Source organism: Ruegeria sp. B10 (genome assembly GCF_056539825.1).
This window is the reverse complement of sequence record NZ_JBQFVP010000015.1, coordinates 17,891-39,300: the sequence shown is the minus strand read 5'-3', so window position 1 is coordinate 39,300 and position 21,410 is coordinate 17,891. Positions and strand designations below refer to the sequence as shown.

General features: G+C 56.6%; 22 protein-coding genes. 6 read left to right on the top strand and 16 right to left on the bottom strand.

Features of this window, described 5'->3' with window-relative positions; genetic code table 11:
- Positions 1 to 29: 29 nt before the first annotated feature.
- The gene (locus ACR0J4_RS19190) at positions 30 to 689 is read right to left on the bottom strand and encodes a GntR family transcriptional regulator (protein ID WP_170643968.1); all 660 of its coding nucleotides are present in this window, start codon (positions 687 to 689) and stop codon (positions 30 to 32) included.
- A 134-nt stretch (positions 690 to 823) separates the two neighbouring features.
- On the opposite strand from ACR0J4_RS19190, the gene dctP reads away from it, so the two are divergent.
- From dctP to ACR0J4_RS19165, 5 genes are all read left to right on the top strand, one after another.
- On the top strand, positions 824 to 1,810 hold the full coding sequence (gene dctP / locus ACR0J4_RS19185) for a TRAP transporter substrate-binding protein DctP (RefSeq protein ID WP_170643966.1): 987 nt from the start codon (positions 824 to 826) through the stop codon (positions 1,808 to 1,810).
- 93 nt (positions 1,811 to 1,903) lie between these two features.
- Positions 1,904 to 2,446 (top strand): TRAP transporter small permease, encoded by a 543-nt coding sequence (locus tag ACR0J4_RS19180; RefSeq protein WP_170549798.1) that lies wholly within the window; start codon positions 1,904 to 1,906, stop codon positions 2,444 to 2,446.
- 5 nt (positions 2,447 to 2,451) lie between these two features.
- Positions 2,452 to 3,768 carry a TRAP transporter large permease gene (locus ACR0J4_RS19175; RefSeq protein WP_170463731.1) on the top strand — a complete coding sequence of 439 codons (1,317 nt, stop codon included), beginning with the start codon at positions 2,452 to 2,454 and terminating at the stop codon, positions 3,766 to 3,768.
- Positions 3,765 to 5,021: a malonyl-CoA decarboxylase domain-containing protein gene (locus ACR0J4_RS19170; protein WP_170643964.1), complete on the top strand. Its 1,257-nt coding sequence runs from the start codon at positions 3,765 to 3,767 to the stop codon at positions 5,019 to 5,021. The genes ACR0J4_RS19175 and ACR0J4_RS19170 overlap by 4 nt, the downstream gene beginning before the upstream one ends.
- A gap of 5 nt (positions 5,022 to 5,026) precedes the next feature.
- Positions 5,027 to 6,541 (top strand): malonate--CoA ligase, encoded by a 1,515-nt coding sequence (locus ACR0J4_RS19165; protein WP_170643962.1) that lies wholly within the window; start codon positions 5,027 to 5,029, stop codon positions 6,539 to 6,541.
- A 417-nt stretch (positions 6,542 to 6,958) separates the two neighbouring features.
- Here ACR0J4_RS19165 and ACR0J4_RS19160 read toward each other — a convergent pair whose 3' ends face one another.
- From ACR0J4_RS19160 to ACR0J4_RS19145, 4 genes are all read right to left on the bottom strand, one after another.
- Positions 6,959 to 8,248: an L-fuconate dehydratase gene (locus ACR0J4_RS19160; RefSeq protein ID WP_170643960.1), complete on the bottom strand. Its 1,290-nt coding sequence runs from the start codon at positions 8,246 to 8,248 to the stop codon at positions 6,959 to 6,961.
- Complete coding sequence (locus ACR0J4_RS19155; RefSeq protein ID WP_170549809.1) at positions 8,245 to 9,090, bottom strand: fumarylacetoacetate hydrolase family protein; 846 nt, start codon at positions 9,088 to 9,090, stop codon at positions 8,245 to 8,247. The genes ACR0J4_RS19160 and ACR0J4_RS19155 overlap by 4 nt, the downstream gene beginning before the upstream one ends.
- 15 nt (positions 9,091 to 9,105) lie before the next feature.
- Complete coding sequence (locus tag ACR0J4_RS19150) at positions 9,106 to 9,855, bottom strand: SDR family oxidoreductase (protein ID WP_170549812.1); 750 nt, start codon at positions 9,853 to 9,855, stop codon at positions 9,106 to 9,108.
- 143 nt (positions 9,856 to 9,998) lie between these two features.
- A complete protein-coding gene (locus ACR0J4_RS19145) occupies positions 9,999 to 10,865 on the bottom strand; it encodes a hypothetical protein (protein ID WP_170643958.1) in 867 nt (288 codons plus the stop codon).
- Between the two features lie 154 nt (positions 10,866 to 11,019).
- Here ACR0J4_RS19145 and ACR0J4_RS19140 point away from each other — a divergent pair, with 154 nt between their 5' ends.
- Positions 11,020 to 11,802, top strand: coding sequence for an IclR family transcriptional regulator (locus tag ACR0J4_RS19140; protein ID WP_170549819.1), 783 nt, complete (start codon positions 11,020 to 11,022; stop codon positions 11,800 to 11,802).
- A gap of 100 nt (positions 11,803 to 11,902) precedes the next feature.
- Here ACR0J4_RS19140 and ACR0J4_RS19135 read toward each other — a convergent pair whose 3' ends face one another.
- The 11 genes from ACR0J4_RS19135 to ACR0J4_RS19085 all read right to left on the bottom strand — a co-directional run bounded on the left by ACR0J4_RS19135 (position 11,903) and on the right by ACR0J4_RS19085 (position 21,392).
- Complete coding sequence (locus ACR0J4_RS19135; RefSeq protein WP_170643956.1) at positions 11,903 to 12,781, bottom strand: DMT family transporter; 879 nt, start codon at positions 12,779 to 12,781, stop codon at positions 11,903 to 11,905.
- Positions 12,778 to 13,497: a TfuA-like protein gene (locus ACR0J4_RS19130; RefSeq protein ID WP_170643954.1), complete on the bottom strand. Its 720-nt coding sequence runs from the start codon at positions 13,495 to 13,497 to the stop codon at positions 12,778 to 12,780. The genes ACR0J4_RS19135 and ACR0J4_RS19130 overlap by 4 nt, the downstream gene beginning before the upstream one ends.
- Positions 13,494 to 14,687: a YcaO-like family protein gene (locus ACR0J4_RS19125; RefSeq protein WP_480668784.1), complete on the bottom strand. Its 1,194-nt coding sequence runs from the start codon at positions 14,685 to 14,687 to the stop codon at positions 13,494 to 13,496. Before ACR0J4_RS19125 ends, ACR0J4_RS19130 begins: the two co-directional genes overlap by 4 nt.
- 121 nt (positions 14,688 to 14,808) lie before the next feature.
- Positions 14,809 to 15,150 (bottom strand): DUF4573 domain-containing protein, encoded by a 342-nt coding sequence (locus tag ACR0J4_RS19120; RefSeq protein WP_170549826.1) that lies wholly within the window; start codon positions 15,148 to 15,150, stop codon positions 14,809 to 14,811.
- 582 nt (positions 15,151 to 15,732) lie between these two features.
- Positions 15,733 to 16,377, bottom strand: a complete 645-nt coding sequence (locus tag ACR0J4_RS19115) for a lysophospholipid acyltransferase family protein (protein WP_480668783.1) — start codon at positions 16,375 to 16,377, stop codon at positions 15,733 to 15,735.
- 281 nt (positions 16,378 to 16,658) lie between these two features.
- On the bottom strand, positions 16,659 to 17,066 hold the full coding sequence (locus ACR0J4_RS19110; RefSeq protein ID WP_170643950.1) for a universal stress protein: 408 nt from the start codon (positions 17,064 to 17,066) through the stop codon (positions 16,659 to 16,661).
- 71 nt (positions 17,067 to 17,137) lie between these two features.
- A complete protein-coding gene (locus tag ACR0J4_RS19105) occupies positions 17,138 to 18,148 on the bottom strand; it encodes an Ldh family oxidoreductase (protein WP_480668782.1) in 1,011 nt (336 codons plus the stop codon).
- 48 nt (positions 18,149 to 18,196) lie between these two features.
- A complete protein-coding gene (locus ACR0J4_RS19100) occupies positions 18,197 to 19,378 on the bottom strand; it encodes a UxaA family hydrolase (RefSeq protein ID WP_170467617.1) in 1,182 nt (393 codons plus the stop codon).
- 12 nt (positions 19,379 to 19,390) lie between these two features.
- Complete coding sequence (locus tag ACR0J4_RS19095; RefSeq protein ID WP_170378184.1) at positions 19,391 to 19,681, bottom strand: UxaA family hydrolase; 291 nt, start codon at positions 19,679 to 19,681, stop codon at positions 19,391 to 19,393.
- An 11-nt stretch (positions 19,682 to 19,692) separates the two neighbouring features.
- Positions 19,693 to 20,673, bottom strand: coding sequence for an alcohol dehydrogenase catalytic domain-containing protein (locus ACR0J4_RS19090; protein WP_170643948.1), 981 nt, complete (start codon positions 20,671 to 20,673; stop codon positions 19,693 to 19,695).
- Entirely contained in the window at positions 20,670 to 21,392 is a 723-nt protein-coding gene (locus ACR0J4_RS19085) for an SDR family NAD(P)-dependent oxidoreductase (protein WP_480668781.1), read from the bottom strand. The genes ACR0J4_RS19090 and ACR0J4_RS19085 overlap by 4 nt, the downstream gene beginning before the upstream one ends.
- Positions 21,393 to 21,410 lie beyond the last annotated feature (18 nt).

The window sequence follows — 21,410 nt, the reverse complement described above, 5'->3', positions numbered from 1 at the left end:
CGTTGCTGGAGGTGTGAACCCCCGCCCGCTTATCGCTCAGCAGTGTTTTTAAGCGATGCCATCAGGTTATGAAACTTCTCGCCTTGAACTGCGACATGGGAACGAAGGGCATTGGCAGTATCGTCCGCCAAGCCGTCCTCAAGAGCGCGAACGATGTCCTCATGTTCGGACATCGACTGCGCCATACGGCCACGAAATCGAAGCTGTTGCCGCCGGAAAGGTTTGAGGCGCCGATGCAGTTTGGAGGCTTCTTGTTCCAGAAACGAATTCCCGGATTGCTTGTAGATAATGCGATGAAACCGTTCGTTTTCGAGGTAGTACGTGTCTGGATCACCAGCATCGATGGCCTGCTGACATCTCGCGTTGGCGTTAGTCAGATCTTCCATGGCCTCCTCGGAGATACGCATAGCGGCAAGTCGGCCGCAAACGGCTTCGAGCTCGGCCATGACCTCGAACATCTCCATCAGTTCTACCGGACCCGGCTGTCGTACAAAAGCACCGCGGCGTGGAATGAGATCGACCAGACCCGACAGCGCAAGCCGTTGAAATGCTTCTCTAAGTGGTGTTCTTGAGACTCCAAACTGTTCGGCCAATTTGACCTCATCCAGACGGTCGCCGTCGGAGAATGTACCGTCAAAGATCAACTCTTCCAGTTCCTGGGCGATATTATCGGCAAGTCGTAAGTCCATAGGATTATGTATAGGACTCAATCTACGAAAAATTCAAGAGCAATGATATTGTATACAAAAACGTTGACTAAAAAACAGAACCGGCTTAAGCATACCCTGACCCCGGTACGCCGGGTCGAACCAGGGAGGAAATAATGAAAACCATTTTTAAGACAGCCGTTGCTGTCGCCGCACTTGTATCTGCTGGCACGCTTGTATCCGCAAAAGAGCTGCGCCTGTCGCACCAGTGGTCCAATAAGGACATCCGTCACCAGGTCGCACAGATCGTGGCCGACGAGGTTGCCGCCGCCGATGTTGATCTTGAGATTAAGATTTTCGGCTCAAAATCGCTGTTCAAACCGCGCGAGCAATACAAGCCGCTCAGCCGAGGTCAGCTGGACATGACCGTTCTGCCGCTCAGTTATGCCGGTGGTCAGCAGCCCGCCTATAACCTGACTTTGATGCCCGGTCTGGTGAAAAACCACGATCACGCAGCGCGTCTCTCCGAATCTCCCTTCATGGAGGCGTTGGAAGAGAAGATGGCCGAGGATGACGTGATGGTTCTGGTCCATGGCTATCTGGCCGGTGGCTTTGCCGGAAAGGACAAGTGCATCACCAAGCCCGAAGACATCACCGGCTTGCAGACCCGTGCAGCAGGTAAATCCTTTGAGCAAATGCTGGCCGGGGCCGATGCTTCGATCGCCTCGATGGCGTCATCGGAGATCTACAACGCGATGCAGACCGGTGTGTTGCAGGCGGCCAACACTTCGTCATCGTCATTTGTTAGCTATCGCATCTACGAACAGGTCAGCTGCTATACGCCAGCGGGCGACGTTGCCCTGTGGTTCATGTACCAGCCATTGCTGATGAACAAATCCACCTTCGACGGGCTGAATGAAGATCAGCAAGCTGCATTGCTTGCCGCGTCTGAAAAGGCACAGACTTACTATCTGGAAGAAGCCAAGAAGCAGGACGCAAACTCGGCCAAAGTCTTCGCCGAAGCGGGCGTCGAGATCGCCGAAATGAGCGCGGAAGACTTCGAAGCATGGCGCGCCTTGGCGCAGGAAACATCCTATAAGGCTTTCGTGGAAGAAGTGCCGGACGGGCAGGAGCTGCTGGACAAGGCTCTGGCGGTCGAGTGACCCTTTCTTGCCCGGGCGGCTCCGCTGCCGCCCGGCACTGATCTCAGTTCTGATCTTCAGACTTAATTGCATCTCAATCATCAGGAGACGCAAATGGCCGGCCATAGCTCTGCCGTTGCTTCCCATACCGGGAACAATCCTTTCCTTCGTCTTGTCGCTGCGCTTTCAACTTTGGCCGGATGGTGTTCCGCAGCCATGATCGTTTCTGCCGTCGCCATCACCTGCCAAATGATCGTCGTGCGTTTTGTCCTGAATGGCTCGACAATCTGGCAGACCGAAGCGGTCATCTATCTTGTCATCGCTGCCACGCTTGTTGGTCTGCCTTATGTGCAACGCCTGCGTGGGCATGTGAATGTCGACCTGATCCCGATCTCGCTGGCCCCGCGCCCCCGCTATTTTATGGCGATCCTGACTTCAGTTCTGTCCATCGCCATCGTCTCGGTCATGCTGTTCTACGGCTACGAGTATTGGCACTTCGCATGGGAGCGAGGTTGGAAATCTGACACCGTATGGGGTGTGCGGCTGTGGATTCCCTACCTGTCTATCCCGGTCGGCTTTGGACTGCTGCTGCTTCAGCTAATCGCTGACCTCGTCGCTGTCCTGCTTGGCATCGATAAACCCTTTGGTCTGGAGTAAAGCCGATGGACCCCCTTCTGCTCGGCGCCATTGTCGCCATCGCCACCATCCTTGTTCTGTTTTCGGGCGTGTCGGTCGCCATCGGTTTGCTGATCGTTTCAGCCGGGTTTCTGATTGTCTTCGACGGCCCGCGTTCGCTGGAACTGATGCCTGAGATTTTGTTCGGAAAGCTGGATAACTTTGCCCTTCTGTCGATCCCGATGTTTATCATCATGGGGGCGTCCATCGCGTCGACGAGGGCCGGAGCCGACTTGTACGAAGCCTTGGAACGCTGGCTGACCCGTGTACCCGGAGGGTTGGTCGTATCCAACCTTGGCGCCTGCGCTTTGTTCGCAGCCATGTCCGGATCTTCACCTGCCACATGTGCCGCCATCGGCAAGATGGGCATCCCCGAGATGCGCAAGCGCGGCTATCCCGACGGCGTTGCCGCAGGTTCCATCGCCGCAGGTGGTACGCTTGGCATCTTGATCCCGCCCTCGGTCACCATGATCGTCTACGGCATCGCCACCGAGACCTCGATCGGCCGTCTGTTTTTGGCCGGCGTGATCCCCGGCTTGATGCTGGTTGGTCTGTTCATGGCCTGGTCTCTGTATTCGACCTGGAAATCCGGTGACGCAACCCGTCTGGGGTCTGGCAGCTACACTTGGCGTGAACGTTTCGAGATCCTGCCGCGGGTTCTACCCTTCCTCGGCATCATTCTGGGTGTGCTGTACGCCATGTATGGCGGTATCGCCACGCCATCGGAAACGGCTGCCGTTGGCGCCCTGCTCTGCCTGCTGATCGCAATGATCATCTACAAGCTGTGGAACCCCAAGGACATCTGGGTCGTGCTGCGCGACAGCACCAAGGAAAGCGTGATGATCCTTTTCATCATCGCCGCTGCCGGTGTGTTTTCGTACATGCTCAGTTCGCTGTTCATCACGCAGGCGATTGCCGAATGGATCGGTACGCTGGATGTGAACCGCTGGGTTCTGATGGGTGCGGTCAACGTGTTCCTTCTGATCGCCGGGTTCTTCCTGCCCCCCGTCGCTGTGATCCTGATGGCGGCACCGATCCTGCTGCCGATCATCACCACCGCTGGCTTCGATCCGATCTGGTTTGCGGTTGTATTGACAATCAACATGGAGATTGGCCTGATCTCACCCCCCGTCGGCTTGAACCTCTATGTGATCAACGGCATCGCGCCCGACATCTCGCTGAAAACCATCCTGACCGGCTCCCTCCCCTTCGTGGCCTGCATGGTAATTGCGATTGTCCTGCTCTGCCTGTTCCCCGGTCTTGCCACCTGGTTGCCTGACCTGGTGATGGGAGCGGCGGTATGACCCTGCTGGCGGATCTTCTGTCCACCGTGTTCGAGCGGCGCTATCGCCGCTCGGGCGCGGCGGCTCTCGACGGCCGCCCGCTGACCGAACTGGCCGATGCGCTGGTCGGGTCAGCGGGCGAGACTTCGGGGCTGGCGCTGGCCGAGGAAATCCTAACCCGGTTCGACACTCTGGGCGACGAGGAAAAGCTGGAGTTCTTCCGCTATATCGCCTCGGCCATGAATATCGACCCCGAGGCGGTGCGGTCGTCGCTGGATGAATACGAACGCGACCCGTCGAAAGCGACCTATCGCAGCTTTGCGGCTGCGGTGGAACCGGCCCGACAGGAATTGATCCGCCGGTTGAACCGCGTGCCCGGTGCCACCGGCGCACTGGTACAGATGCGTGCAGATCTGCTGCGGCTGGGCGGCAAGGAACCGGAACTGCAGGCGCTTGACCTGGACTTCCGGCACCTGTTCGCCAGCTGGTTCAACCGTGGCTTTCTGGTGCTGCGCCCGATCAACTGGGAAAGCCCTGCGCATATTCTGGAAAAGATCATCGCGTACGAGGCGGTCCACGCCATCGACAGCTGGGACGACCTGCGCCGCAGGCTGGAACCCACCGACCGGCGCTGCTTTGCGTTCTTCCACCCCTCTATGCCTGATGAGCCGCTGATCTTTGTCGAAGTGGCGCTGAACCAAGGCATCCCGGGCTCGGTGCAGGCACTGCTTGCCGAAGACCGTGATCCTCTGCCGCAAGATCAGGCGGATACGGCTGTGTTCTACTCGATCTCGAACTGTCAGGCCGGGTTGGCCAGCATCTCGTTCGGCAACTCGCTGATCAAGCAGGTGGCCTCGGATCTGGCGGCGGAACTGTCGGGATTGAAAACCTTTGTCACCCTGTCGCCCATTCCGGGTCTGACCAAGTGGCTGACGCAGGAAAACACCGAATGGGACGTCGAAAAGCCCGATCAGATGAAGGCGCTGGCAGCGCATTACCTGCTGAACGCCAAGGGCCGGGGCAACATGCCTTTCGACCCGGTGGCGCGGTTCCATCTTGGCAACGGTGCGCTGGTTCATGCGGTTCATGCGGATGCCGATACGTCGGACAAGGGCCGGGCACAGTCCGGCGGCACCATGGTCAACTATCTCTATGACCTTAGCCGCGTGGCGCAGAACCACGAGCAATTTGCGAATACCCGCGAGGTGGTCGCCTCGACCGAGGTCAAATCGCTTGCCGCGTCCGCCTCTCTCACATCGACACAGGAAAGGTAATCCCTATGGCCAATCCTCTCTATGACGGTTTGTTCGGCGCTCACGCCGGCAAAGACACACCTTTTTTGCATTTGCTCCACGGTTCGGTGATAACGCATCAGGACTTTTTAAGCACCGCAGCGCAGATCGCCCACCTGACCACACAGTTAGGCCTAAAGCCCGGCGACCGGGTTGCGGCGCAGATCGAGAAATCAGCAGAAGCGCTGGCCCTCTATGCCGCCTGCGCGCAGGCCGGCCTGGTGTTTTTACCCTTGAATACCGCCTATACCGTTGATGAGCTGACCTACTTTATTGAAAACAGCGGTGCCTCGCTGATTGTCTGTGACGCCAAAAGTGAAGAGAAACTTGCCCCCATTGGCGCGCAACTGAGCGCGCGCGTAGAGACCCTGAACGCGGATGGCAGCGGCAGCCTGATGGAAAAGGCGTCGGTAATGCCTCTCAGCTTCGACACTGTCGATCGGGACGGCGAGGATTTGGCCGCATTCCTCTACACATCGGGCACCACCGGCCGGTCCAAAGGCGCGATGCTTACCCAGAACAACCTGTTGTCGAATGCCGAAACGCTCGTCGAAGAATGGCGTTTCACATCCGACGACGTGCTGCTGCACGCGCTGCCGATCTTTCACACTCACGGACTGTTTGTGGCAACTAACGTGTCACTGGCTGCGGGCAGTAGCATTATTTTCATGCCTAAGTTCGATCTGGACGAGGTTATCCGTCAGATGCCTCAGGCCACGACAATGATGGGCGTGCCCACTTTCTACACCCGCCTGTTGGATGACGATCGGTTCACAAGGGAACTGGCCGAACACATGCGCCTTTTTGTTTCCGGTTCCGCGCCCTTGCTGGCGGAAACGCATGTGCAGTTCGAACAGCGCACCGGACACCGCATACTCGAACGCTACGGCATGACCGAAACCAACATGAATACATCAAACCCCTATGAAGGGGAGCGTCGCGCAGGCACCGTCGGGGTCCCTCTGCCCGGGGTTGAGCTGAAAATCTGCGACTCTGATGGCAACGCCCTGCCCAATGGCGAGATTGGAGAGATCGAGGTGCGCGGACCAAACGTATTCCAGGGCTATTGGCAAATGCCTGAAAAAACCGCGGCCGAGTTGCGCGAGAACGGCTTTTTCATCACCGGCGATCTGGGCCGGATCGATGAAGAGGGCTATGTCCAGATCGTAGGCCGAAACAAAGACCTGATCATCTCAGGTGGCTATAATATCTACCCCAAGGAGATTGAACTGGTGCTCGATGACCAACCCGGCGTGCTGGAAAGCGCCGTCGTTGGCGTACCCCACCCAGACTTCGGAGAAACGGTTCTTGGTGTAATTGTCGCAGAACCGGGCGAGACCCCCAACCTTGAACAGATGCAGGCTGCTGTGTGCAACAGCCTCGCGCGGTTCAAACACCCCCGGAAGTTGATTCTGATGGATGAACTTCCCCGCAACACCATGGGAAAGGTTCAAAAGAACATCCTGCGTGACCAGTACAAGGATATGTTCGTGGCCGCATGAGAGGATGCCGTTTTTCCGATCAAACAATGCAACGTCAGGGTAACTGCGGCTTGCCCCAATTTCGCAAAAGCGGTGCGCGAAAAACATGTTAGATGTCACTTAGTCAAACCTGTCGAAGCGTCTTGGCCAGTTCGCAGATATACATTTTTTTCATAACCTGCATGACGAATCAGCTGGCCATCCGTCATGGTTTGGTTCGAAAACTTGAGCCAATACTTGGATGGTGTCATGTATCGCGCGTGGTGGGTCAAAGTTTCTTGCAGTAAACCGGCGTTGCGACAAAGCTGCGGTTTCGCCGAGCCCAACAATACTGGCGGCCCCAAAGGCCGTTTCCCAAAGTTGAACGTATTGTATCTCCTTCAGGTCGGGTAAAGCGCAGCCCGATTGATGTTGCTATTTGAGGCAAGCCATAGGGGTTTATTCCGCTGCCATTGGGGGCAGAAACCGGAACTCTCTGATGCTGTCGGTTTTCATCTCGATCGAGAACCCGGGCTGCGCCGGCGCCAAATAGGCTCCGTTCTTAACCACGCATGGGTGGATAAAGTGCTCATGCAGGTGATCGACATACTCGATCCGCTTGCTGTCCTTCTCACCCGAGATCGCGATGTAGTCGATCATCGACATATGCTGGACGTATTCGCACAGGCCCACGCCCCCGGCATGGGGCCAAACCGGCAGATCGTATTTCGCCGCCATCAGCATGACTGCGAGCACCTCGTTCAGCCCACCCATCCGGCAGCTGTCGATCTGAACGATGTCGATCGCGCCTTCCTTGATGAACTGCTTGAACATGATCCGGTTCTGGCACATCTCGCCGGTCGCTACTTTGACCGGTGCGACGCCCTCGCGGATCGTCTTGTGGCCAAAAACGTCATCAGGGCTTGTGGGTTCTTCAATGAAGAAGGGGCGCGCAAAGGACAGGGCCTTGACCCAGTGGATCGCCTGATCGACCTCCCACACCTGATTGGCGTCGATCATGATGTTCATGTCGTCGCCCAGCACTTCGCGGGCGATGGTCAGGCGGCGAATGTCGTCATCCAGATCGCGGCCGACCTTGAACTTGGTATGGGTAAAGCCCGCCTCCTTGGCCTCATGGCATAGACGGCGCAGCTTGTCGTCAGGATAGCCCAGCCACCCCGCCGAGGTGGTGTAGCAGGGATAGCCCTCGGCCCTCAGTTTGGCGATGCGTTCCGCTTTGCCCGGTTCAGCGACACGCAGCATCGCCAGCGCCTCATCCGGGGTGATCGCATCGGTCAGGTAGCGGAAGTCGATCAGGCGTACGATTTCTTCGGGGGTCATTTCGCTGACCAATTGCCAGACGGGTTTGCCGGCCTCTTTGGCCCACAGGTCCCACGCGGCGTTCACGACCGCGCCGGTCGCTAGGTGGATCGCCCCCTTGTCGGGACCAATCCAGCGCAGTTGGCTGTCGCCGGTGATATGACGCCAGAACCGGCCCATATCTTCGGTGATCCAGTCCAGCTCCAGCCCTTTGACCAACGCACCGAGGGCTTCGATCGCGGCCACGCAGATCTCATTGCCGCGCCCGATGGTGAAGGTCAGTCCGTGGCCCTCATGCGCGCCGTCAGTTTCCAGCACCACATAGGCGGCAGAGTAGTCGGGATCGGGGTTCATCGCATCCGACCCATCCAAACTGGCCGAGGTCGGGAACCGCAGGTCCTCGGTCCGAATGCCGGTAATCCGGGTCACTTGCTGGCCTCAACGGTTTGGCGCTGAACGCCCAACCCTTCGATCCCCAGCTCCATCCGGTCGCCGGGTTTCAGATAGGTTTGCGGGTCCTGCCCCATACCCACGCCCGGAGGCGTCCCCGTCGAGATCACATCACCCGGCTGCAATGACATGAACTGCGACAGGTGCGAGATCACTGTCGCAACATCAAAATGCATCGTTCTGGTCGAGCCGTCCTGATACCGATGCCCGTTCACCTCAAGATACATCGGCAGGTTCTGCGGGTCCGACACCTCATCACGCGTCACCAGCCATGGGCCGATGGGGCCAAACGTGTCGGCGGACTTGCCCTTGACCCACTGGCCCGAGCGGTGCAGCTGGAAGTCGCGTTCAGACAGATCGTTGACCACGCAATAGCCCGCGACATGGTCCAGCGCGTCCTCGACGGATACGTATTTTGTATGCTTGCCGATCACCACACCCAGTTCGACCTCCCAATCGGTTTTGACTGAGTTGCGGGGGATTTCCACAGTGTCATCAGGCCCCATGATCGCCGAGGTCGCCTTGAAGAAGATCACCGGTTCTTCGGGCAGGGCCATGCCAGATTCAGTAGCGTGGTCGGCATAGTTCAGGCCGATGCAAATGAACTTGCCCACATGCCCGACACAGGCTCCAATGCGCGGGGTACCTTCGACCTCGGGCAGAGCATCCACATCCAACGCGCGCAAGGCATCAAGCCCGGCATCCGACAACGCGTCGCCCGCTATATCGTCAATGACACCCGACAAATCGCGGATCACGCCATTTTCATCCATAAGGCCGGGTTTTTCTTGTCCGACCGGACCGTAACGCAGCAGTTTCATCTCAAATCTCCCTGATCAAACGGTCCAGCCGCCATCGATGGCGAAGGTCTGTCCGGTGGTGAATGCGGTCTCATCGCTGCCCAGATAGACGGCCAAGGCGGCAACCTCGTCTGCGTGACCGATACGGCCCATGGGCTGGCGCGCGATGAAGTCTTTCATCGCTTGCTCATAGTCGCCGGTGGCGCGCAGGCGGTCGTGTAGGCTGGGGCTATCTACGGTGCCAGGGCAGATCGCGTTGCAGCGGATGCCCTGCGTGATGAAGTCAGCGGCGATCGATTTCGTCAGGCCAATCACGGCCGCTTTGGACGCGCAGTACGAAAAGCGGTTCGGCACGCCTTTGATCGACGATGCGACCGAAGACATGTTGATGATCGAACCACCGCCATTTTCCAACATGCCAGGCAGAACCAGCTTAGCCAGCCTGTACATCGCCTTGACGTTCAGATCAAAGCTGAAATCCCACTGGTCGTCGTCGCAATCCAGAATGGACCCAGCCCCAACGAACCCTGCGCAGTTGAACAAAACGTCCAGCGCTCCGACGGTTGCGACGACCCCAGCCACGGCATCCGCATCGGTGACGTCCAGCTTCAGAGCCGTCACACGCTCGATCGCAGCCAGTTCCGCAAGCGTTGCATCATTGATATCGCAGGCAATCACCTGCGCGCCTTCGGCCACATATTTCTCGATGCTGGCGCGGCCAATGCCCTGCCCTGCGGCAGTAATCAGTGCTTTCTTTCCGGCCAGACGGCCCTGTGGTTTGGTCATGTCGTCCTCAATCCGTATGATAAACTTTGGTCATGGGTGCCCATTGTTTGTTTTCGCTGCGGCACAAATCAGTCGCAGGTGTAGAGCCATCAGGAAACCCACGCAGGTGATGGCGTTCTACGCCTTGGTTTGATGCGTCAAATTCAGCCATGAGATAATGTTCCCGAACCTCCCGCGCTTACAGCTAGCGGTTGGATTTTGCTCGTTTGGAAATTCGCAAACGTATCAACGGTGTCACTGTTTTCGCAGCCGTTAGTGTCCAAGAAACCGTTGTGGCCCGACCAGCAAGCGCGCGTGACCGACCCCAACGGCTGGCTCGTCACGCCGACATTGCCAGCGGCCTTGGACGATTTTGGATCGTTGGAGAACACGCCGCTGCCCTGCCACTGCAGGTTAGGTGAGAGACTTCCCTCGATCACGTCCTGACCCAAATCGACCCTCATCTTCGAAGAGGTGCCTGTCAGAGATGCTTGCGCCTCATCAAGGCCAATCAACAACGGCAATGCTCGCCAGTCGGTGTTCAAGCTCACAATGCACTTATCGCTTTCGGCCACAGCCACCTCGTGGGGCTGGTAAACGAGGGCTTCCTGCGTGTTTGCATCATTTGTGCCGTAGAAGATCGCCTGATCCTTCACCTGTGGCCAGGTTTCGGAGACGGACAGAGCCTTGTTGCATTGCGCTTTATTCATTGCAGCCTGTTTCGCGCCTTCGGAGTTCGACTTGAGATAGCCCAGTTCCGAAACGTCAAACTGCGCGCACTGCAGCAGCAGAAGCTCGCCGTTCTTGGGAGGTGCATTAGTGTTGTTTGGTGCGAATTTGGAAATAGAGTCGTCCGAAACAAAACCGCCTATGTCGACATACAAACCTTCGTTTTTCTGTCCACCAATCAGCTTGGGTCTAAAAACAGCCTCGGGGAAAGACCTCCAGTCCGATTCGGCGTGCACTGCACCCGCGATCAGAATGACGCAGCTTGCAAGCAATCCATTGATTGTATGGGACGATTTCCTCACTTGCTTCTCCCTGATCTCGTTTTAGAGACTCTCCCGCATCGCTTTACTTTGTATTTAAAACTTTTATTTACTAATAAATCAACATTGACTCACACTGCAAATTCAAGTCACTTTGCCCACGCATTCGCCCGCAAGCGCGAATTGGGAGGAATACGTGTCGGCAACTTCAGAGAAATATCGTGCCCCTGCCCTAGAGAAGGGTTTGGACATCATCGAGTTGCTATCGCTGTATGCGGACGGGCTGTCGCAAGGCGACATTGCACGCGCTCTGGACCGGTCCCAAAGCGAAATCTACCGCATGCTGTCCACACTGGTGCGACGCGGTTATGTGATCCGGTCCTCTGACGATGATCTCTATTCGCTCAGCCTGAAAATGTTTGCTATTTCACAAAGGTATCCTCCAGTCGAACGGTTGCTTGAGATGGCGACACCCAAAATGCGGGCCGCTACGCGAAAGGCCTGGCAATCCTGCCATATGGGGATGGAGAGCAACGGAGATATAGTTGTTGTCGCCTCGATTGCCTCTCCCGGGAACTGGGGTTTGGCATTGCGCGTCGGAACCGTGATTGGCCTTGGGAATACCGGCACCGGCCGTGTTCTTGCCGCATTTCGCAGTGACGCCGACCTTGACGACCTGCTGGACAATCACAGGCTTGCGCAAGGTGAGCCGGAATTGGACGTCGTTGAATTCAGGGAGCATGTCGCCCGCATACGCGAGTGGGGTTATGAGCAAATGCCATCAGCCACAGCGGTTGGGGTGACGAACCTCGCCTACCCTGTGCTGGACCACGAAGGGCAGGCAATCAGCGTTGTGAACTGTCCATTTTTGGAAAGGATTGATCAGCTTGAAGTTCCGGGAATTGAAGACGTGCATCAACTCTACAAATCATTGGCGGAAGAATTGACGGATTTCTATACGGGCAAGTCGCAAGCCTGACCTATAAGTCGCTTTTCACAAAGGGATAAAGTCAAGCAGGCTACTATATGTTCGCCCTGGTTCATATACCAAAAGACGGCTTTCGCCAAAAATCGTATCTTTAGACAAGAGTCGCGCTCTCTTTGGTTTTGTTGGCCAAAAGACCGCCAATTGTGATGAGGCCAGCGCCTATCCAGCCCCACAAATCGGGCAAGGTATTCCAGATCAAATATCCGAAGAATACTGCCCAGAGCATTCCGGAATACTCAATCGAGGCCAGCGTACTAATTGGTGAGAAGGAACATGCTGACGTTCTGAAATACACACACAAAGCGCCACAAACACCCAGTAAGCCAACGAGCCAGAGGTCGGAAGAACTTGGAACGTATCTCCCATAGGGAACCAAAACAGCGGCTGCCGCAAAGACCATGAGATACTCATATCCGGCGATTGCTTCCGGTGTATCCCGTCTTGAAAGGGCACGCGCCGTGATTAAGCCGAGTGCGCTACACAACGCCGCCGCCAATGGAAAAAAGGCTGCCACGTTAAGACCTAGGCCCGGCGGGCGTATCAAAAGTAAAGCGCCCATAGCGCCTGAAACGAGTGCAAGTAGTTGTGGAAGCCCGGGATGTTCTCGAAACACAAGTGAAGACAAGACCATCGAAAAGATAGGCGCGACCATGAAGATCATGGTCACTTCGGCAAGCGGCAAGTTTTGAAGACCGGAAATGAAAAAGTACATTGTGCCTAGGGTCAGCACCCCTCTGGCCATCAATAGCGGCCATCTTGGTGAAGCCAAGGATCTCCAGTTTCGAGGCGCAATGAACAAAAGGAAGAACAAAAGGCCAAAGGCGCTTTCAAACAAGATGATCTGAAGGCCGGAATACGTCTCGGATAGCACCTTGGCGACCGCATCCATCGCAGACATAAAAAACACGCCAAGCGCAAAGTAAGCTGGACCATTGGCGTAGAGTTGCGATGGTTTGAGGCGAGCTATCATGATGTGAGCTGATCAAATATTGATGTTCGCTCCAGCCGGAAGCGCGCAGTGAACGGACCAGGTGTGTCGCGTAGAAATACGTCCATAGACTTAAGCATTTCGATCGCATCTATTTTTTTCTGATTGACCGTATTGTTCTCGAGCCATCGTTCAAGCAGAAGCAATTCATCGGGTTGCACGTTGTGCTGTTCGCCGAGGTGCAGCATATGTTTGTACGAGCGATTAGAGAAATACTCTTGATCCATAAGATTCAGGAGCTTATCGGACGTTTCTTGGGAAATGACTTTGTTTTCCGAAGCAACCTCAAGTGTTGCTCTGATGTTTACAAGCGGCTCTGACAACGACGGGTATTTCAGTTCGGCAGGTCCGTGATTCAAGGCGACCTCGTCGTCACGCGTCAATAGACCGTCGCGGTATTCCTCAAAGATGCGGCCAACCCCTTTCATCCCAAAACTATGCAGCTCCGCTGCCCTCAACGCACCCATGCTGGAGCTGCCGAATACATGCACACCCTGATCAAGCGCCCAGAGTATTTCCTTGTGCAACACAGACGGTGTGAACTGAAAATAACCGTCAATTATTCCTATGGCGCGTGGCTTTCGCGCGACCGCATTCAATACATCCCCCTGAGCCGCCGGCGGTAGATACTCAGCCGCCAAAATCTGTTTGGCTTCACTTTCGTGAATAGTGGGGCCGCAGAAAACAAAAACGGTCATTGCATTAACTCTGATGCGTTTTGCGCACGCAGTCCCGGCGTGTAGCGTGGGTCGTCATGCGGCCCCTCCAACCCGGGGACGAGCACCCGTACAACTGCGATGCGATCGGCGACATAGTCGGCTGTAATGTCGATGAAGCAGGCACCGTCCAGTCCAGCGGCAGTCAACCGCGATTTGAGCCAAACAAGATCTCCCTCGGGAGATTTGCTTTCATACGACTGCCTGGAGTCAAAACTCAGGCATCCAGGTCGGGCAATCGTTTCTTGGAACTTCATCTCCGAGTAATAGTCCGAGTGTAGATCATCGCGCGCGCCCGTGATCAATGTCAGCCGTTCCTGCGCAGCTTCTGTCAGGGCGCGCGAGAGCGCGATCTGCCGAGACGGGTGACACCCTGCCCCAACAGATGGGCGAGAGAGAAGTACCGGCACGTTTCCATTTTCGCATGCCCATACCAAGTAGGCGGGCACGCCGATTTCCGTCGTCACGTCCCAGATCGCCAAGTTTATGTCGGCGTCTTTGAACTTGCGTAGGGTGTGGCACAAACCGTGGTCTTCGATCGTCCGTTGATCAATCCGACGCGCATCTCGTTCCGGCCACGGCAAACTCGACCATAGCGCAACAGCATCCCGTTCGATCACCTCACACAAGCCATGCAACTTTGCCTCGGAAAGTGAGTTACCCGAGGCCAGACCGTTCGAACTCGACAGAAAGAACCCGCTCCCGGGCGGCAGAGGGCGCGTGTAGTTTGTATGAACCAATTCGTAGGGAACCCACACATTTCCGGAACCCGTCAATAGTTGCATTTCGATCCAGAGGTTCGGTGCGAAAGGATCAAACTCCACCTCATAGCTAAGCGGCAACTGATCAACTGGCAAAACACTGTGTGTGTATCTGATATCTTCAAGGCTCGCGAGTATGACCGGAGCCACAATGCGTTCCGCGTGGAAAATCTCGATGGACTCCATCACGGCAGAAGCGACCGCAGCGTCATATGTCACGCCCTTCCCTTGAGAAACGGCCATTGATCGCGAGTTTGGCCTGCATACGACGGTTGTCGGTAGCCCAACACGATCAAGCCCCGTGACATCCGCTATACGCGTAATGCCAAAAACCGGAAACAGGTCCCGCAATAGCTCAACCGTCTGCTTGGGCGGGCGAATGCGATGTGTCCCATCAAAATATTGTTTCAAACCAAGTTCTCACGCGACTGGGAACAACCTATCAGTGCGCGCAATGACGATTCATACTGCGCGACACGAATGTTGGCTCAAAGGCTTGAGCCAACACTCAAATACGTTGCTTTGACTGGTTTTAAGCAGTTGGTTGAATCTTCGCCCCGACTTGGGCCGGATCAATCTTTGCTCCCAGTTGAGATGGGTCAATTTTGGCTCCGTGCTGGCCGGGGTCAATCTTGGCGCCAATTTGGCCCGGATCAATCTTTGCACCCAGCTGAGACGGGTCAATTTTGGCTCCATGCTGACCGGGATCAATCTTGGCACCGACCTGCGAAGGGTCACCGTGGTATACGTCTTCGGTAGCGATCGCAGATTGGCGATGTGCAGAATAGGTACCGGGCTGAGCAAAAACTCCTGATTGATCGATAGTGATCAGACGGCCATCAGGCGCACGAACAGTTCTTTTGTTTTCAAACATTTAATTTCTCCCTTTGTTGGAATCTTCATTCTAATTTGATTTGCACTTCAAGAACCAGAGCGCGCCTTTCCCTAACATAGAACTTGCATGATCACCAAGGCGCATGACGGGCGTCATCCCAGATGAGTTGGAATGAGAAACCATGGTGAGGCGAACACAAAAGGCGTCGGTTTGACCAGTTTTGGTGTCTTTTGAAACCGCAAGTATTCCTGAAGCAAAAGAAAAGCAGTTTTTTGACGTTCATTCTTTGCGTGACACCAACAAGCGCCATCAGCCAAAACCGAGTACTCAAACTTTTCTAGAAATGACCTAGTTCTCTAGCATTGGTAGCGGTCTGTTCAACTGCAAGTCGACTCGTTTTTAACACCACAAACAAAAACCCAAATGGTCTGCGGAGTCTGTTTGCTTGGTACTAGAGGTTTCGTTTGCAGCGCAAGCGCAGACCGCGATGTGAAACAAACTGCATGTCGTCCAAGCCCCGTGAACCAAACGTTTTCTGAAGGGCGCAATAAGCAGTAGTTTTAGGCACAAAACAGTCTCGCTTGCCCAAAACGCTCTCTTTTTGATTGGCCCTAAGGGAGATCAACGCCGACTGGTCAAAGAGACAGTGCGCCGTCTTAGAAACTCGAGTAGTTCCCGAGGATTGTTTGCCCGTTTTTCAATCTCGTCTCTCTCAATAGGGTCACCGACGATCGGTCGCTGGGGTTTATCCAAGGCATGCCGCACCTCGTACAAAAGCAACCCTTGGCGCAGTGTGGCGGAGACATTGCTGGCGATTTGATATGCGCGACTGTTGCGTCCGGGAAAGCGAATGGGGACAACTGTAGCGCCAGAGCGCTGGATAAGTTTGGCTGTAAAGGGATTCCATTCGCGTTCGACCGCAGGCCCCCACCAACTGTCCGACGAGGCAACAACCCCGGAAGGGAACAATGCGATCAACCCTCCGTTTGCAAGATGCTCCATAGCTTTTCGGCGCATTTCCAGGCTCTTTTCAAGAGCGTCGGGTTCATGATCGAAGGGCACTGGGATCATGAACTGGTCAATCTCAACCACACCCGTCAGCAGAGACCGCGTTAGAATTTTATAGTCGGTTCGGACCTGACCGATCAGTTCGGCCAGGATCATGCCGTCGACAAGTCCGTGCGGGTGATTGGCGACAACCACTACGGGCCCTTTGCTCGGGATTTGACGAATTTCTTCATCGGGCGTTTGCAGCGCGATGCCCATCACCTTGAGGGCCTGCCCCCAGAAGGGTTGCCCAGCGGGCACGCCCATTGCCTCGAATTTTCGGATGCGACGCAACAAATGGAGCTTGCTTGTAGCCAACTCGATCGCTTTGATTGCCCATCGTTGAACCGGGTTGCTGAATGTGGACGCGTAAGACAAACGGCGCCGATCATAGGGCTGCTCGCTCAGGTTTGTTCCGTCGCTCTGGCCAAGCAACAGCCGCGTCTCTTTGTCCGGACGGACAGTACCGGGTCTTTTGAGGGTCTGAGACCCCTTGCCCCTCATCGAAGGATGAAGACCGAACACGGCGCGCGGCGTGAAATGCGCGACGCCGTCGAGCCCAGAAGATAGTCTCGAACGCCGGGTTTGTGAGATCCGACAATAACCAAATCAACATGGTTCTCGCGGGCAAACTCCGCGACCTTCAGGCCCGGCTTGCCAGTGATAACCTCGGTCGAGATGTCGCCCGCATCGCCTGCAAGGCGATCCAGTTCGTCCTTGATGCGCGCTGTCAGGTGGTTCTCGGGTTTCGACTCCACGAATTCGGCGACGAAACCGGGTATGTCTTCCAGCACTGTCAACAAGGTCATCCGACCGTCTTCGGCAAGCAGACGCCGCCCAGCGGCGATTTTGTTGGCAACGACGCCTTCGTGGTCCAGAGCGACCGGGATCAGAATGTGCTTGTACATAGTCAGTTCCTTTGTCGATTTAGGGGGCGTTTGTGGCGGTCGTGCCGCGGGAGGCGATCATCTTGGCAGCCTCAGACTTCTGCACGTGCGAGTTCGCGAGCCAGATCAAGATATTGACCGGGAACCGCTATTCCATGCGCCTGCGCGTGGCTGATCGAGTTTGCCCTCCGATCCCCCGGAAGTCGTGCGCCTTCGAGGCTGTCGATGGCCGTCAGCACCATTTCGAGACGATCCGTGAAGGCGTCCAGATTGCTTGGGCTCATGGCAATCAGGAACCGCCCGGACCTCGGAGAAGGCCCCTCTGCGTCAAAAAACGAAGCCACGCCTAAGCTGGGGTTTGCACCGGTGAAAACCGACGCGAGAACCTCAACCATCAAGGCGAGGACGGTTCCCTTTGCCCCTCCGGCCGGGGCCATGGAACCCTCCAATGCCGCGGTTGGGTCGGTTGTGGGCTTGCCGTCTTTGTCAAAGGCCCAGTCCGGTGGAATGGGCTTACCTGTCTTTTTTGCATGCATGACCTTGCCGCGCGCAACATGCGAAAGCGCCAAGTCAATCACCAGAGGCGGTGCGTCGCGTCGCGGCGCTGCAAAGGCGATGGGGTTGGTGCCAAAAACCGGACTCGCGGCGCCCCAAGGCGCGATTGCCGGAGGGGCGTTGGCAAACATCAAGCCCACAAGACCCTCAGCGGCGAGCTTTTCGACCTGCACCGACAACGCCCCCGCATGATGTGAGTTTTTGACCGACATCGCTGCTGTGCCGTATGAACGCGCCACGCTTGTACCCTGCGAAATGGCATGATCCAGCGCCGGGTACGCAAAACCGAAATCGGCGTCGGTGGAAATCGCGGTTTGACTGGTCAAGCGTGAAGTAATGTTTGCGTCCGGGTTTATCTTTCCGCTGCGCACCTGCGCGACATAGTCCCCGAGACGCGAAAAACCGTGACCCGCCCGACCTTCGGCTTCTGCCGCCACCAGCGCGTTGGCGACGGACTTAGAGTGTTCACTCGAAACCCCCTGAGCCATCAACGCCCCTGAAATCAGGGCCTTGGCCTCGGAAAGGCCGATGTTTTCCATATGTACCATGGTGTTGTTTTGTGGCGGGGCGGCACCTTTGGGCCGCCCCTGCCCGACTTAGGCGCTGCGATAGAGCTTGGTCATCGAGAATTCGCGATGACCAAGCGCTTCGGCGGCTGTGTTGCGGCCATTAGCTGTGCGGCGGATCATGTCGATCAGTGCATCGCCCGCTTCGTCAATGGTCTGTTCCCGGCGCAGGATGCCTGACACGTCTACGTCCACGTGCTCGCCCATCGTGCGCACGGTCCGAGGGTTCGCGGTGATCTTGATAACCGGAACAATCGGGTTGCCCACCACATTGCCTTGACCCGTAGGGAAGGTGTGGATGACTGCGCCACCGGCTGCCATTAGGGTCACACATTCCGCCGCGGCCGAGGAACTGTCCATGAAGTAAAGCCCCGCGCCCGAGCTTGGCGCTTCGGCGGCATCGAGGATGTCGATATATTGCGAGGTCCGACCGATCTTTTCGAGGTTACCCAAAGCTTTTTCCTCAATCGTGGTCAGGCCGCCTTCGATGTTGCCTTTGGTCGGCTGGGAATCCGAAAGGTCATCGGTCTGGTGCGCAAAGATCACGTCGTCCTGATAGGCTTTCCACATCTTGTACCAGCGCTCGCCCACTTCTTCGTTGATCGCGCGTTTCTGGCAGATGTGCTCAGCGCCGGTGATCTCGGAGGTTTCGCCGAAAAAGCCGGTGATGCCCTCGGGCAGCAGCTTGTCGTACATATTGCCAACCGTCGGGCAGGAACCCAAACCAGTGGTGGTGTCGGATTCACCGCATTTGGTCGAGATCCAAAGTTCGTTCAGCGCGCATTCTTCGCGCTGGTATTCCGAGGTCAGATGCACGAATTCCTTCGCGGCCCAGCTGGCCTGACGGATGGTTTCAAAGTCGCCTTTCTGCTCGATCGAGAATTCAGCGACCGGTTTTCCGGTTTCGCGAATGCCATCGGCAATCCGTTTGGTCCAACCCGGCTCAATGCCGATCACGACAACAGCGGCCACATTGGGGTTCGCCCCTGTTCCAATCATGGTCCGGAAGTGCAGCTCCAGATCCGCGCCAAACTGCAAGCGGCCATAGGCATGCGGTATCGCAAGCGTGCCTTTGACGTTATTTGCAACGGCTTCGCACGCCGCGTTCGAGATATCGTCGACCGGCAAGATAACCACGTGGTTTCGAACACCGACACGTCCATTCTCACGACGGTAAGCATGCACAGACATATTTTTGAAATCGAGTGCCATGAAGAGGACTCCTTACCAGCGCTTCGTTTTGCAGTTGTGGGTGTGGACGTGGCCACCCTTGGGAATGTCCGCGATGATCTTGCCGATGTCCTCGCCGTATTTGATCGCGGTATCTCCGTCCTTGAAGTCTTTCAGCGCGATCTTGTGGCCGATTGGCACATCAGCGCCAGATGTCAGGCGGAAGGTCGAATTGTCATGGGTTACGCAGACCAGCATATCGGTGCCGGCCGTCAGGCCCTCGACCACGACAACACCGACATTGTCGGCATGTTCGTGGACGAGCAAGTGGGGGATTTCAGCCATTTGTAGTCTCCTCAGGCGTCAGGTTTTAGAATGATTTTCGGGGCCGCAACGCGCCCTGCCAGAATGTCCTCGAAGGCATGCGCGCCATCTGACAACGGGCGGCTTTCCACCCAGTCCAGCGCGCCCAGCCTGCCTTCGAACATGGCAGCGGCGGTGTCGCGGAAATCCTGTGCGGTATAGGTGTAGGTGCCGATGAAGGTGATTTCCTGCAGCGTCATGCGACGCACATCCAGGCCGCCTGTGTCTTCGCCCAGGCCGATATGCAGAACTACACCTCCGGGCTTGGCAGCTGCAGAAGCAGCCGCTCTTGTTGCCGCAAATCCGACAGCGTCGACAACAACAGGGAACTCGCCCTGAACCTCCTTGGCGACTTGCATCCCGCAGGTGGCGGCGAGGTATTCTCGGCGGATGTCATTTCTCTCGACGACTACAACTTCCTCAAAGTTCATCGCTTGCAGGGACAAAGCGGCGGCCACTCCAATTGCGCCACCACCAATGACAAGCGATTGGCGCGGTTCCGATGGATGCAGCGCTTCAACGCCAAGTCGAGCCGCGTGCCAACCAACGGCGATGGGTTCGGCCAGTGCTGCTTTGGCCAGCGACACATCGTCAGGAACCGTGACCAGATTGGCTTCGGGGATCCGCACAAGCTCGGCAAAGGCGCCCTCGCGCGGGGGCATCGAGATAATCTGGCGAGTTGGACACAGGTTTTCACGTCGGGAAACACAGGCAGGACAGGCGCCGCAATTGACGAGAGGGTTGATCGTCACACGCTCACCTGCGCGGGGTCCCTCAACGATGGTGCCAGCCGCCTCGTGCCCAAGGATAAGAGGGGCCGGGCGACGGTTGTCGTGACCCAGATAGGCATGCATGTCCGAGCCACAGATACCCACGCTTTCCACCCGGATCAGCGCCTCGCCCAGCTGTGGGGTTGGGTCCCTGGTATCTTCGTAAGACAGGGCCTGAACGTCGGTATAAACAAGAGCTTTCATTTAGCGGTGAACCCTCCATCCAGCATCAGGATTTGGCCGGTCACGTAGCGAGAGGCTTCTGAACACAGAAAGAGCAGAGGACCATCGAGATCTCCAAGCGCACCGTTGCGGCCAATGCAAGTTTGAGCCGCGTTTCGTTCGGCGCGTTCGGGATCAGCAAAGACCGCCGCAGTCAGTTCGGTCTCAAAAAAGCCCGGGCCAATCGCATTTGTGTTGATCCCCGCAGACGACCACGCCTCGGCCATGGCGCGGGTCATCTGGGCCACGCCACCCTTTGAAGCGCCATAGGGAAGTCCGTTTGGAAAGGCGCGGATGGATTGTAGCGAGGCAAAGTTGACGATCCGCCCCCAGCCTTTTGCCTTCATGGCCGGAACAAAAGCCTGGCTCAAGAAGAAGGGGGCAGACAAGTTGACCGCGAGGGTCGCGTTCCAAATTTCTGGTGACAGTTCCTCGGCTGGCAGTCTGGGGTTGAGGCCCGCAGCATGAACAAGAATATCCGGCGCGCCGAACGGAGCAGCGATTTCGAACACGAGCTCCGGTTGGTTTTCAAGATCGGCCACATCGCCAGCGACGACGGCAACGTTTCCGCCCATCTCGTCCGCCCAGCTTGCCAAGGCTTCGGCGCGGCGGGCAACGCCCACCACCCTTGCGCCAGAGTTTGCCAAGATCGTCGCCGCTTGTTGTCCGAGGCCAGAACTGGCCCCGGTCACAACGGCCACGCGGCCGTCAACGCTGAA

What these genes read in the sequence shown, in the direction of transcription:
- ACR0J4_RS19175 (WP_170463731.1), top strand. Translation starts at nt 2,452, where the DNA reads ATGGACCCCCTTCTGCTCGGCGCCATTGTCGCCATCGCCACCATCCTT.
- ACR0J4_RS19115 (WP_480668783.1), bottom strand. Translation starts at nt 16,377, where the DNA reads ATGGGCATCGCGCTGCAAACGCCCGATGAAGAAATTCGTCAAATCCCG.
- ACR0J4_RS19135 (WP_170643956.1), bottom strand. Translation starts at nt 12,781, where the DNA reads ATGATAGCTCGCCTCAAACCATCGCAACTCTACGCCAATGGTCCAGCT.
- ACR0J4_RS19180 (WP_170549798.1), top strand. Translation starts at nt 1,904, where the DNA reads ATGGCCGGCCATAGCTCTGCCGTTGCTTCCCATACCGGGAACAATCCT.
- ACR0J4_RS19130 (WP_170643954.1), bottom strand. Translation starts at nt 13,497, where the DNA reads ATGACCGTTTTTGTTTTCTGCGGCCCCACTATTCACGAAAGTGAAGCC.
- ACR0J4_RS19120 (WP_170549826.1), bottom strand. Translation starts at nt 15,150, where the DNA reads ATGTTTGAAAACAAAAGAACTGTTCGTGCGCCTGATGGCCGTCTGATC.
- ACR0J4_RS19100 (WP_170467617.1), bottom strand. Translation starts at nt 19,378, where the DNA reads ATGGCACTCGATTTCAAAAATATGTCTGTGCATGCTTACCGTCGTGAG.
- ACR0J4_RS19095 (WP_170378184.1), bottom strand. Translation starts at nt 19,681, where the DNA reads ATGGCTGAAATCCCCCACTTGCTCGTCCACGAACATGCCGACAATGTC.
- ACR0J4_RS19155 (WP_170549809.1), bottom strand. Translation starts at nt 9,090, where the DNA reads ATGAAACTGCTGCGTTACGGTCCGGTCGGACAAGAAAAACCCGGCCTT.
- ACR0J4_RS19165 (WP_170643962.1), top strand. Translation starts at nt 5,027, where the DNA reads ATGGCCAATCCTCTCTATGACGGTTTGTTCGGCGCTCACGCCGGCAAA.
- ACR0J4_RS19110 (WP_170643950.1), bottom strand. Translation starts at nt 17,066, where the DNA reads ATGTACAAGCACATTCTGATCCCGGTCGCTCTGGACCACGAAGGCGTC.
- ACR0J4_RS19190 (WP_170643968.1), bottom strand. Translation starts at nt 689, where the DNA reads ATGGACTTACGACTTGCCGATAATATCGCCCAGGAACTGGAAGAGTTG.
- ACR0J4_RS19170 (WP_170643964.1), top strand. Translation starts at nt 3,765, where the DNA reads ATGACCCTGCTGGCGGATCTTCTGTCCACCGTGTTCGAGCGGCGCTAT.
- dctP (WP_170643966.1), top strand. Translation starts at nt 824, where the DNA reads ATGAAAACCATTTTTAAGACAGCCGTTGCTGTCGCCGCACTTGTATCT.
- ACR0J4_RS19150 (WP_170549812.1), bottom strand. Translation starts at nt 9,855, where the DNA reads ATGACCAAACCACAGGGCCGTCTGGCCGGAAAGAAAGCACTGATTACT.
- ACR0J4_RS19090 (WP_170643948.1), bottom strand. Translation starts at nt 20,673, where the DNA reads ATGAAAGCTCTTGTTTATACCGACGTTCAGGCCCTGTCTTACGAAGAT.
- ACR0J4_RS19105 (WP_480668782.1), bottom strand. Translation starts at nt 18,148, where the DNA reads ATGGTACATATGGAAAACATCGGCCTTTCCGAGGCCAAGGCCCTGATT.